7 protein-coding genes are annotated in these 12134 nt (G+C 67.6%); 6 read left to right on the top strand and 1 reads right to left on the bottom strand.

All coding sequences use genetic code 11. From position 1 onward, the window contains the following. The first annotated feature begins 28 nt into the window (after nucleotides 1-28). The 5 genes from eccE (at nucleotide 29) to LKD76_RS24220 (ending at nucleotide 8990) form a co-directional block, all read left to right on the top strand. Nucleotides 29-1693 carry a type VII secretion protein EccE gene (gene eccE, locus LKD76_RS24240; protein WP_227983724.1) on the top strand — a complete coding sequence of 555 codons (1665 nt, stop codon included), beginning with the start codon at nucleotides 29-31 and terminating at the stop codon, nucleotides 1691-1693. A gap of 27 nt (nucleotides 1694-1720) precedes the next feature. Then, nucleotides 1721-2059 (top strand): helix-turn-helix domain-containing protein, encoded by a 339-nt coding sequence (locus LKD76_RS24235; RefSeq protein WP_227983722.1) that lies wholly within the window; start codon nucleotides 1721-1723, stop codon nucleotides 2057-2059. 76 nt (nucleotides 2060-2135) lie between these two features. Continuing rightward, nucleotides 2136-3182, top strand: a complete 1047-nt coding sequence (locus LKD76_RS24230) for a hypothetical protein (RefSeq protein ID WP_227983721.1) — start codon at nucleotides 2136-2138, stop codon at nucleotides 3180-3182. Further along, a complete protein-coding gene (locus LKD76_RS24225; RefSeq protein WP_227983719.1) occupies nucleotides 3179-3952 on the top strand; it encodes a hypothetical protein in 774 nt (257 codons plus the stop codon). The genes LKD76_RS24230 and LKD76_RS24225 overlap by 4 nt, the downstream gene beginning before the upstream one ends. Before the next feature lie 121 nt (nucleotides 3953-4073). After that, nucleotides 4074-8990, top strand: a complete 4917-nt coding sequence (locus LKD76_RS24220) for an NAD-glutamate dehydrogenase (protein WP_227983718.1) — start codon at nucleotides 4074-4076, stop codon at nucleotides 8988-8990. 127 nt (nucleotides 8991-9117) lie between these two features. On the opposite strand, the gene LKD76_RS24215 is transcribed toward LKD76_RS24220, so the two are convergent. Continuing rightward, the gene (locus LKD76_RS24215) at nucleotides 9118-10239 is read right to left on the bottom strand and encodes an SPFH domain-containing protein (protein ID WP_227983717.1); all 1122 of its coding nucleotides are present in this window, start codon (nucleotides 10237-10239) and stop codon (nucleotides 9118-9120) included. 184 nt (nucleotides 10240-10423) lie between these two features. Between LKD76_RS24215 and LKD76_RS24210 the strand changes: the two genes are divergently transcribed. Continuing rightward, nucleotides 10424-12022: an amino acid permease gene (locus tag LKD76_RS24210; protein WP_227983716.1), complete on the top strand. Its 1599-nt coding sequence runs from the start codon at nucleotides 10424-10426 to the stop codon at nucleotides 12020-12022. The last annotated feature ends 112 nt before the right edge of the window (nucleotides 12023-12134 follow it).

Here is a 12134-nt window from a genome sequence, read left to right as displayed (position 1 = left end):
TATCGGCAGTCCGGAAGGCGGGCCGATCGTGACGGCTTCGATCGCCGCCAGCTTCGTGCTGGTCGGTTTGTGGGGGCACGCACCGCTCTGGGTGGGCCCGATCATCGTGGTGGTGATGGCCGGTGCGGTCCTGGTCCGCGTCGACGGCCGCACCGCTGTGCGCTGGTTCCTGGATTGGTGTGTGTTCCGGGCCGGAATGAACGAGCGCGCCCGCGAACGGGCTCGGGTCCGCGAGATCCACGACGTGGAGGTCGCCGCCGGCGTCTGCGGTATCCACGCCGACGACTCGACGCTGGTAGCGATGATCCAGCTGGCGCCCGACCTGGACCTGCCCACCGTGATCGGCGAGGAGACCCTCTACACCGAGGACGTCGTGCCGATCGACGCGCTGGTCTCGATGCTCGACCAGTACGGGATCGCCGTCGATATCGACATCGTGACCACCGGCCAGCGGGTCCGGCCGGCCAGCAGTTACAGCATGCTCTACGACCAGCTGCTCGGCACCCATCCGGTGGTCGGTGAACGCATGACCTGGCTGGTGCTCCGATTGGATCAGCAGCGGAATCTGACGACGCTGGCCCGCCGGGGCCCGGTCGAGGTCACCGGTCCGAAAGCTCTCGCCACCGCGGCGCATCGGATCGCCTCACGGCTGCGTGAGCGCGGGATCTCCGCGCACGCTCTGCCCGCCGACGCGCTGCGCGAGGCGACCCGGCTGCTACACGCCGGCGTCGAGCCGGCGGAGTTGCGGGAGCGCTGGGGACAGCTGGAATCGCCGGCCTCGGGGCGTTGTGTCACCAGTTTCGCCATCGACTGGACCCGGCTGCACGGTGCGGGCCTGGACGACTGCTGGAACTGGAATCGCGGCCGGACCACCCTCGTGGTCAGCCTGGCCGGCGGCGCCCTCGGGCAGCGCGGGATCGTGCGCTATGTCGGTCCGCCGGTCACCTCGGCGCCGGCGGACTATCTGCGCCGGCTCGGCGGCCGGCAGTCCACGGCGCTGCTGGCGACCCTTCCGACCGGGACCGCGGTCTCGGCGTTGCCGCGCGACGACACCGGCAACGATCTGGCGGCCCCGGGGTTGCTGGCGGAGTTGCCGATCACGATCGGTCCCAACGGCCAGATCCTGGGATCCATCAGCGGCCGGCCCCAGCACGCGCTGGCCCTGCCGCTGTTCGATCCGGCGCGTTACAACCCGCGCCGGCGCACCATCGACGTGCACGCGGATCTGCCGGTGGCTCAGCAGATCGTGCTGCGAGCGATGGTGGTCGGCGCCGATGTCGAGGTCCATTCGGCCCGGCCGCACCGCTGGTCGCAGCTGGTGTCCGCGGTCGGCGACCCCTCGTCGTTGCGGCTGGCGGCCGAATCCGGGAACAGCGAGGCGACCGGCGGCGGCACCGAGTCACCGGCCACGATCGCGGTATTCGACCAGGTGTCACCGCATGCCTCGACAGCACACACCACCGTGACCATCAACGATCCGGGCACCGCGCGCCGCAAATCCGTGGATCTCGCGATCAACCAGGTCACCGCGACATCGGTGGATGTCAGTATCCCGATGCGCACGGTGCGAGTGGATCTCATCGAGCCGCGCGGTGAGACCCGCTACTACGACAATCCGGCGCCCGCGGCGGCGCCGACGGGCGAAGGACCGGCGATCACGGCCCCGCAGGTAGGAGGTCCTGGTGCCGGCTGACGAATCGGGACGGTAATGTTCATCAATGTGGTAGCGGACTCCCAGACCGATGGTGATATCCAGCCTCCGGACGGCGAGGACGCGCTAACCCCACGGCAGAGCGCGGCGGCGATCTTCTCGCGCCGGCTGTCGGAGCTGATCGCGGAGTCCGTGGTGTCGACCGAGGACGGTTCGACCCGATCGCTGACCCTGTACTCGCTGGCGCAGCATCTGGAGCTGGCGTACCCGGATGTGCCGGTTTCGCAGTCGGGGCTGTACCGGCTGGTGCACGGTGAGGCGATTCCGCGGCTGGATCTGATCATCGCTCTGGCGCGGGTCTTCGATGTGCCGCCGGAGTACTTCGTCACCGCCGATCGCCCGGACTGAATCGCCGAAAACTGTTCTCCCCAGCGGGAATAGTGCCGCTGGGGTGGCGATGTGATTTGTCGATACCATCCGGAATATGCCCGCCGAGGACCAGGGAGATCTCTTCCTTCGCCATCGCGGCGCGGTCCTGGACACGCTGCTCTCCGACCCGTCCTTCGGATCGCCCGAATTCACCGCCGACGATGACCCGGCCGCTGGTCCGGCGGCATCGTCGGCCGATGCGGATTCCTTTGCCGCCGTGTCGAATTCCGATTCGATGCCGTCGGCGCGGAAGGTGAGTTCGGGGCCCAAGGCCAGCGACCGGATCATGGCGTTGCTCAGCGGCGAATCCTCCGCGGGTTCGGCACAGCTCGAGTTCACCTCGGACTTCTCCGAGCGCTCGGCGCGCCTGGGCGCGAACTCCGAGGAGTCCGGGCAGCAGGCCGCGCCGGCGCCCGAGAGCCGCGACAAGGCGGCCGAGCCCAAGCCGGCCGGCGGGCCGGAGTTCCCGCGCACGCTGCTCATCCAGTTGCGGAAACCGAAGGTCGCGCTGGCGGTGGCCGGCGTGCTGGCGCTCCTGCTCATTCTGGTCCTGGTCACCACCGGTGGTAAGAAGGACGATCCCGACCGGCTGGCCGTGGTCACGCCGGTGGCCGCGGCGCCGCCGTCGTCCAAGCCGGAGTCGGCGGCGCCGGAGTCGACCAGTGGTCCCATCAAGCCGCGTTCCGCGGAGGCGCACTGTCCGGCCGGCAGTACGGACGCGATGGACGCCTTCTCCGGGGAGCCGGGAAAGGCATGGGCGTGTGTGCGCGCGTTCAAGATCGACGGACAGGTCATGACGATCGATCTCGGTAAGAAGTACCAGGTGGATTCGATCGGGATCATCCCCGGCTGGGACAGCGTCGGCAGCGACGGCGCGGATCAGTGGGACAAGTACCGCACGGCGAGCCGGGTGTCGTACCTGTTGAACGATCCGTCCGCGACCAGATACACGCAGCAGACCCTCGATCAGCGCAGTCTCGTGGTTACCAAGATCTCGCCGGCGGTCAGCGCCTCGAAGATCACGCTGACCATCCAGCAGTCCAAGGGCGATCCCTCGGCCAAGGCCACCGCCATCTCGTCGATTGTGATCACGGGACATTGAAACCTCCCCATTCGATCTGCCAGTACTGTTCCCATCGCAACGGAAGTGACGAAACGCGGTGCGGGCATTGCGGGGCTCCGCTGCCGCTGGGGCCGGAGCCGCACGTCCAGTCCGGTGGCGCCGGTCATCCGTTGCTCGCCGACACCGCGCACGCCGCGCTGGAGGCGGGGCGGCTGGTCACCGGTGCCGCGGGCGCGGCGGAGAAGATCGGCGCCGAGGTCGCCAAGGCCGGCGAGGGTGTGAAGAAGGTGGCCGGCGACGCCGAAAAGGGTGCCGCGGCCATCGCGCTGCCGGAGGTCACCTGGAAGATCGCGATCGCGGGGATCGCGGCCCTGCTGGTGGTCGCCGTCATGGTCATTCACTCCTGCGGGGTGAGCGCGCCGCCGATGATCGGACAGCTGACGCCGGTGGAGGCGCTGCCCGACCTGGTCCGGGCGGCTTCGTCGTGCCGTCATGTCGACAGCGGGGCCGCCGTGGACAACTGCGTGATCCCGGCCGATCACCCGTTGCTGTCCGGCGGCATCACCGGTGGCCGGCAGCTGACCTTCACCGTGCGCGACGACCCGCCGCAGAATCTGGCCGCGGTGGTCGATGGCTGGCGCGCCGCCGGTGGCACGGTCATCGCCGACGGTACGGTCTTCATCGCGGTCGGCCCGTCGGCAACCGTCTGGTACGCCGACACCCGTTCCGGGTTGCGCATCGAGACCGCGACTTTCACCAATCGTGCGGCCGCGCAGACGTTTTTGTACCGCTCGGGTTTGATTCGCTGAGAAACCGGGTAGCGTGGCCCGATCCTTGTTACACTGATTAACGTGCCGTTGTTTAACGGCACATCGAATAAAGATCCGCACAGCAGGCGGACCGATTCCGATCGCGGGAAGGCACGGGTCGATGGTGGCAACTACCCAGCAGACGATTTCATGGAAGAGATTCCGTGATGATCCGACCGATCTGGAGGCGGTGTACTTCCGCTGGATCCAGCCGGGAGCCGCGGCGCCGACGATCACCGGCCGTGCCGAGCAGATCTTCCGACATCATCTGGAGCTGGCCGCCGGCCGCCGCCCCGGAACCGCGCTGACCCGGCTCTACCGGTCCGAGGACGGCAGCGGGCTGGGTCCGGCGCTGCAGATCGTCAACGACGATATGCCGCTGCTGGTCGATTCCCTGACCGCCGCGCTGCAGCGGCTGGGCGCCACCGTCACCGAGGTCGTGCACCCGGTGTTCGACGTGCTGCGGGATCGGCGCGGACGGTTACGGGCGATCGCACCCGCCGAGGGTTTCGATGTGGCGCAGGCGAATCCGGCCGGCCGCGGTGATTCCAGCGGGAACGTCGTCACCGAATCCTGGATCCATGTGCAGTTGAGTGCCGCCGACAGCGATGCGGTGCTGGACCGGATCGAGCGGGCACTGCCACCCCTGCTCGCCGAGCTCCGCCAGGTCGCGCACGACACCGAGGCGATGACCCGCACGATGGCAGCGCTGGCCGCGCGTCTGGATGTGGCGCCGCAACCCTCGGCGATGGAGGCCGGCGACTGCGCGCAGCTGCTGCGCTGGCTGGGCTCCGGACACTTCACGGTGCTCGGCTACGGCTACTACCGTGTGCATCCCCAGGCCGACGGACCGGAGCCGCAACAGGTTTCGGGCACCGGGCTGGGCGTGCTGCGCAACGGATCCGGCGTCGACGTCGGTACGGTGACCTCCGGATCGGATCGAATTCTGCGGCTGTCCAACGGATCCCTGGACACCCTGCTGCCGGGCTCACCGGATGTGTACGTGGTCAGCGTCGCCGACTACGGCGCCGAGACCACGCCGTCGGTAGCGGGCACCGTGGTCGGCGAGCACGTGTTCGTCGGTACCTTCACCGTCAGCGGATTGCACGAGAACATCCTCGACATTCCGGTGATCTCGCGGCGCGTGCATCAGGTCATCGAATGGGCGGGCCTGGCGCTGAACTCGTTCTCCGGGCAGGCCCTGCTCGAGATGCTGCAGACCTTCCCCCGGGTGGAACTGTTCTCCACCGATGCGCGGCGGTTGTTCGAAACCGTCTCGGCGGTGATGAATCTGGGGTTGCGCCGTCAGATCCGGCTGTTCCTGCGGCGCGATATCGGCAGCGATGCCGTCTACTGCCTGGTGTATCTGCCGCGCGACCGCTACTCGACCGAGGTCCGGCTGCGGATGCACGAGATCCTGCGCCGGGAGTTCGACGCCGAGCAGATCGCCTACTCCGCCCGCGTCACCGAATCCGAGCTCGCGGTCGTCTATTTCACGGTCCATCGTGGCGCCGACGCCGAGCCGGCGGATATCACCGAGACCAATCGCGAACGCATCCAGGATCTGCTGTTCGCCACCACCCGCAGCTGGAGTGATCGGCTGGCCAGCGCCGCCGGCGGTGCGGCCGAACTCGATGCCGCCGTCGTCGCGGACTACGCGGCCGCGTTCCCGGCGACCTATCAGCAGGAATACGAGCCGGCGCGGGCGCTCGACGATCTGAGGCGGCTACAGCGGCTGTCGGACGGGCAGATCGACACCGACCTCTACCGCGTTCCCGGCGCTCCGTCGGGGGAGTGGCGCTTCACCCTGTACGTGGCCGGTGCGGAGGTCTCGCTGAGCCGGGTGCTGCCGGTGCTGCACAGCCTGGGGCTCGAGGTCGTGGAGGAGAAGCCCTATCGGCTCGAACTGCCCGGCTCGCACACGCGCTGGATCTACGACTTCGGGCTGCGGGTTGCGGCGGCCACGCTGCGCGGAGTGGGCGAAGCCGATCCCGAGGCCGATCTCGATCGCTCGATCGCGGTGGAATCGTTGCCGCCCAGCAGTATTCGCCGGCGCTTCCCGGAGGCCGTCGTCGCCATGTGGTTCGGCGACTGCGAGGTCGACGGGCTCAACGAACTGGTGCTGCGGGCCGGACTGCACTGGCGGCAGATCGCGACCCTGCGCGCCTACGCGAAGTATCTGCAGCAGGCCGGATTCGCCTACACCTTCGTCAACATCACCCGTGTGCTGCTGGCCCAGCCGAGCACCGCGCGGGCCTTCACCGAGTTGTTCGAGGCCTATTTCGATCCCGAACATCTCGGACCGGTGGCCACCGCGCGCGCGGCGGGCATCTCATCCCGGCTGCAGGACGAGATCGACGCCGTCGTCAGCCTCGATACCGACCGCATTCTGCGTGCCTTCCTCGGCCTGATCACCGCGACGTTGCGCACCAACTATTTCCGGCGTGACGAGAACGGGAATTCGCCGCAGCATCTGTCGTTCAAATTCGATCCGCACGCGATCGGTGAACTGCCCAGGCCGCGGCCGCAATTCGAGATCTTCGTCTATTCGCCGCGGGTCGAAGGTGTGCATCTGCGATTCGGCGCCGTGGCGCGTGGTGGTCTGCGCTGGTCGGATCGGCTGGAGGATTTCCGGACCGAGATCCTGGGCCTGGTGAAGGCGCAGGCGGTGAAGAACGCGGTGATCGTGCCGGTCGGCGCGAAGGGCGGATTCGTGGTCAAGCGCCCGCCCGCCGCCACCGGCGACGCGGCGGCCGATCGCCAGGCCATGCAGGCCGAGGGCATCGCCTGCTACCGCACCTTCATCTCCGGTCTACTGGATCTGACCGACAACGTCGACCACGCCAGTGGCGCGGTGCTGCCGCCCGAGCGAGTGGTCCGCCGCGACAGCGAGGACACCTATCTCGTCGTGGCCGCCGACAAGGGAACGGCCACCTTCTCCGATATCGCCAACGAGGTCGCGCACCAGTACGACTTCTGGTTGGGTGATGCGTTCGCGTCGGGTGGTTCCGCGGGGTATGACCACAAGGCGATGGGGATTACGGCGAAGGGCGCGTGGGAGAGTGTGAAGCGTCATTTCGCGGAGATGAATATCGATACTCAGCGCCAGGAGTTTTCGGTGGTGGGTGTGGGTGATATGTCGGGGGATGTGTTCGGTAACGGGATGTTGTTGTCGGAGCATATTCGGTTGGTGGCGGCGTTCGATCATCGGCATATTTTCATCGATCCGGATCCGGTGGCGGGGTCGTCGTTCGTGGAGCGGCAGCGTTTGTTCGGGTTGGCGCGGTCGTCGTGGGCTGATTACGACACGTCGTTGATCAGCGCGGGCGGCGGGGTCTTCGACCGGTCCGCCAAGGCCATCACCGTCACCCCGCAGATCCGCGCCGCACTGGATCTGGATCCGGGCGTGAGCACGCTGTCGCCGCCGGAGATGATCCGGGCGATTCTGCAGGCGCCGGTCGATCTGCTGTGGAACGGCGGTATCGGTACCTATATCAAGGCCAGTACCGAGTCCCATGCCGATGTCGGCGACAAATCCAACGACGCGGTGCGCGTCGACGCGGATCTGTTGCGGGTCAAGGTGATCGGTGAGGGCGGCAATCTGGGCGCCACCGCCCTGGGCCGGATCGAATTCTGCCGGCTCGGTGGGCGGATGAACACCGACGCGCTGGACAATTCCGCCGGTGTCGACTGCTCCGACCACGAGGTCAACATCAAGGTGCTGCTGGGCGCGGCCATCTCGGCGGGTGAGCTCGAGTCCGCCGACCGCAACGCCCTGCTCGCCGAGATGACCGACGAGGTGTCCTCGTTGGTGTTGCGCGACAACATCTCTCAGAACTTCCAGATGGGGCTGTCGCGGTCGAACGCGGCCGCCATGATGGAGGTGCACCGGCGGCTCATCACCGAACTGGAGACCCGGCGCGGCGTGGATCGCCAACTCGAGGCGCTGCCCTCGGATGCCGAGCTGGATCGGCGCGCCGCGGCCGGTGCCGGTCTCACCTCGCCGGAGCTGGCGAATCTGCTTGCGCACGTGAAGCTTTCGCTCAAGTCCGATCTGCTGGGCGGAGACCTGCTCGACAGCAGTGCGTTCGAGGCGCTGCTGCCCGGCTACTTCCCGACGCCGCTGCGCGAGCGGTTCGGCGCCACGATCGGCCGGCACCCGCTGCGGCGCGAAATCCTGGCCACCATGGTGGTCAACGACATGGTCGACTACGGCGGCATCACCTACGCTTTCCGGCTGGCCGAGGAGGCGGGGGCGACCACCGACGACGCGGTGCGCGCGTTCACCGCCGCGGTGGAGATCTTCGATCTGCGCTCGCTGTGGGAGCGGATCCGCACGACGCCGATGCCCGCCGCGGCGCGCAACGAACTCGAGCTGGAAACCAAACGGACGCTGGATCGGGCGGCGCGCTGGTTGCTCACCAACCGGCCGCAGCCGATCGCGGTGGGCGCCGGTATCGCGCGCTATCGCGACGGGGTGCGGACGCTGGCGGCGAAGGTGCCGGCGTGGCGTCCGGGCGGACTGGCCGACGATCTGGTGGCGCGCTCGCGGGAGCCGATCGCCCACGGCGCTCCCCGGGAATTGGCGGAAGAGGTCTTCCTGCTGATTCATCGGTTCCCGCTGCTGGACGTGCTCGATATCGCCGATATCTGCGAACGCGAAGCCGAGGAGGTCGCGGCGCTGTACTACGCGCTCGACGCCCACTTCGACATCCAGCGGCTGCTGTCCGCGGTCGCCGGACTGGATCGGGGCGATCGGTGGCAGACGCTGGCGCGCCTGGCGGTTCGCGAGGATCTCTACGATTCGCTGCGCTCACTGACCGCGGACGTGCTGACCACCACCGAGCCGGTGGACAGCCCCGAGGAGAAGATCGCGTACTGGGAATCGACCAACCGTTCCCGGCTGAGCCGAGCCCGTGCGGCGCTCGGTGAGATCTTCGCCTCCGATGCCCATGACCTGGCGACCTTGTCGGTGGCCGCACGTCAGGTCCGCAGCATGGTCGGCAGCGCCGAGACGACGGCGACGGTGCCCAGCTGACCTGCCGGTGGGTTCGGGTGTGCCGACTGGGACCGGCACACCCGAACCCGGTCCGGAACCGAGAGACCGATGCCGCGCATCCCGCGAAAGCGGGTGCGCGGCATCGGCGTATTCCAGGGGAGGTCGCTCAGGCCGGAGCGGGAGTGCCGCAGGCTCCGCAGAAGCGGGCCGCGGCGGCCAATTCCGTACCGCAGTCGGTGCAATGCCGCGGCGTCGCGGCCAGCCGGGTGCCGCAGTGCATACAGAACCGCGCCGCGCGCGGATTTCCCGTGCCGCACGAGGTGCACACCGTCTCCCCGGCCGTCAGCGCGGCGGGAGGTTCCTCGTTCGGCGGAGTTCCGGGCGCCGGCTGCCGTGGTTCCGGCGGCGGTGGCGGTGGCGCCGACTGCGCGGCCCAGGGGGAGGAGGTCTGGCCGAGGGCGCCCATGGCGTTGAAACCCAATGCGGCACCGAGGAATCCGCCCTCGCCGCCGTGCCCGTGCGCCATGCCCTGTCCGGCGCCCAATGCCATCTCTCCGGCGGCGTAGCGCTGGAAATCCCCGGCCAGGCGGATGTAGGTGACATCCTTGGCGAGCCGTTTGATCCGCTCGGCGTCCTCGGGGGCGAGGGTGATGTCGAAGTTGCCCAGCCGCGAAATCCGCAGTCCGTACTCGTAGAGGGCGATGTTGGTCCGGCGTACCACCTCGGTCTCGATGGACTGCAATTGGGCCGACAGCCCCAGCACCTGCCACTCGCCCTGCGAGATACCGTGTGACACGGTCATCTTCATCGACTTGAGCAGCAGATCCGCGCACCACGACCGAAGTCCGGCAGGATCGGTGAGATCGGTGGTGCCGACGAGGGAGGTGATCAGTTGCGCGGGATCGCGGATGGCCAGGGCGAATTCACCGAAGGCCCGCAGCGTCACCACCTGCTCACTGGCCGGGTCCGCGATATCGTCGAGCCGCCCGCCGAACTTGACGCCGGAGATGTCGCGCGTCGACACGAAATACAGTTCCGCGCGGTAGAAGTTGTTTCCGGTGACGGTGTCCACCAGCGCGCCCAGCACCGGCAGTTCGTCGGCATCGACACGATGCCGCCCCGGACCCATGGTCGCCACCACGCGCCCCGACTTGACGAACAGCGCGATCTGGTCGGCGTTGACGATGGTCCGGCTGTAGCGCCGGATATTGAGGTCGGGCCATTTGTAGACCAACTGGTCTTTCCGGTCGTCCGGGACGGCGATGAATTCCCGCTCGAACCAGGCCATATTCGCTCATCCCCTCGACGTTCTACCCATCCAGCGTACCGATACCTATCGGTATGGTCTACGGTTCCGGGCCCTTTGTTGTCATTTCCGTTGCGTTACAACCCTTCACACGTATTGAACGTGCCGTTGAATGACGGTACATTGCCCATAGATATGATCGCCGTCACGTGAAAGGTCCTCCATCATGACAACTGTTCGACCTCCTTCGGAGGCGACGGCGCCAACGGACGCGCTGCATGCCGAGGATGCGGGCTATCACAAATCGCTGCGCCCGCGGCAGCTGCAGATGATCGCCATCGGCGGCGCCATCGGTACCGGACTGTTTCTCGGTGCGGCCGGTCGCCTGCACGACGCGGGCCCGGGTCTGTTCCTGGTCTACGCGGTCTGTGGAATCTTCGTATTCTTCATCCTGCGAGCGCTCGGCGAGCTGGTGCTGCACCGCCCCTCCTCGGGATCGTTCGTCTCCTACGCCCGCGAGTTCTACGGGGAGAAGCTGGCTTTCGGCGTCGGCTGGATGTACTTCTTCCACTGGTGTATGACCGGGATCGTAGACATCACCGCGATCGCCACGTATGTCCACTACTGGGGAGGTACACGCAGTATTCCGCAGTGGGCGATCGCGCTGGTCGCCCTGGCGATCGTGGTCGGCATCAACCTGATCTCGGTGAAATGGTTCGGTGAGCTCGAGTTCTGGGCGGCACTGATCAAGGTGGTCGCGCTGGTCGCGTTCCTGATCGCCGGCGTCGTCATCCTGGGTGGGCGTTTCGAGGTGGACGGCCAGACCACCGGCCCGAGCCTGCTCTCCGCGCACGGCGGTCTGTTCCCGACCGGACTCCTGCCGCTGGTCACCGTCACCACCGGTGTCGTCTTCGCCTACGCCGCGGTCGAATTGATCGGCACCGCCGCGGGTGAGGCCGAGAACCCGGAGAAGATCATGCCGCGCGCGATCAATTCGGTGATCGCCCGTATCGCGTTGTTCTACGTCGGTTCGCTGGTTCTGCTCGGACTGCTGTTGCCCTACACCGCCTTCCACGCCGGTGAGAGCCCGTTCGTCACCTTCTTCTCCAAGCTGGGTGTGAACGGCGCCGGGTCCGTCATGAACCTCGTCGTGCTGACCGCCGCGTTCTCGAGCCTGAACGCCGGGCTGTATTCCACAGGTCGCATCCTGCGCTCGATGGCGATGAACGGCAGTGCTCCCAAGGTGGCCTCGCGGATGTCGAGTTCCGGTGTGCCGTATGTGGGTATCCTCGCCACCGGCGCCATCGCGCTGATCGGCGTCGGGCTCAACGCGCTCGTGCCGGACAAGGCGTTCGAGATCGTGCTGAACATGTCGGCGCTGGGCACCATCTTCGCGTGGACCGCGATCATCCTGTGCCAGTTGCAGCTGTGGCGCTGGTCGCGGGTCGGCAAGGCGGAGCGTCCGTCGTTCCGGCTGATCGGTGCTCCGTACACCAGCATCGCGACGCTGGTCTTCCTGGCCGCGGTCGTGGTCCTGATGGCCGCCAGCGATGACGATGTGCAGCGCTTCGCGGTCCTCGCGATGGTCTGCGTGATGTTGCCGGCGCTGGTCGCGGGGTGGTTCCTGGCGCGCCGGAAGGTGCTGGCGGTGGCCACCGAGCGGCTCGGCTACACCGGGCAGTTCCCGGTGCTGGCCGAGCGTCCGCTGCAGAACGAGGCCGGTGAGCACGCGAACCCGGCCGGCGTCGATTCCGGGTCCGCGGAACCGGCGAAGCCGAACGAGTCCGGGGAACCGGAATCACAGGCCGACTCCGACAAGAAATGACCGACCGATCCGCCCCGGTACCACCGGGGCGGACCTATTCCCGGCGTTGGGAAGTGCGGGGGCGCGCGCGGGTGGACGGGGAACAAGAATGAAACCCCGATTCATCAGCGGC

The sequence above is a fragment of the Nocardia spumae genome (genome assembly GCF_020733635.1).
GTDB classification, from domain to species: domain Bacteria; phylum Actinomycetota; class Actinomycetes; order Mycobacteriales; family Mycobacteriaceae; genus Nocardia; species Nocardia spumae.
Note: the sequence above shows the minus strand (reverse complement) of the source record. Positions and strands in the feature narration are given on the sequence as shown.

What these genes read in the sequence shown, in the direction of transcription:
- LKD76_RS24230 (WP_227983721.1), top strand. Translation starts at nt 2,136, where the DNA reads ATGCCCGCCGAGGACCAGGGAGATCTCTTCCTTCGCCATCGCGGCGCG.
- LKD76_RS24220 (WP_227983718.1), top strand. Translation starts at nt 4,074, where the DNA reads ATGGTGGCAACTACCCAGCAGACGATTTCATGGAAGAGATTCCGTGAT.
- LKD76_RS24215 (WP_227983717.1), bottom strand. Translation starts at nt 10,239, where the DNA reads ATGGCCTGGTTCGAGCGGGAATTCATCGCCGTCCCGGACGACCGGAAA.
- LKD76_RS24210 (WP_227983716.1), top strand. Translation starts at nt 10,424, where the DNA reads ATGACAACTGTTCGACCTCCTTCGGAGGCGACGGCGCCAACGGACGCG.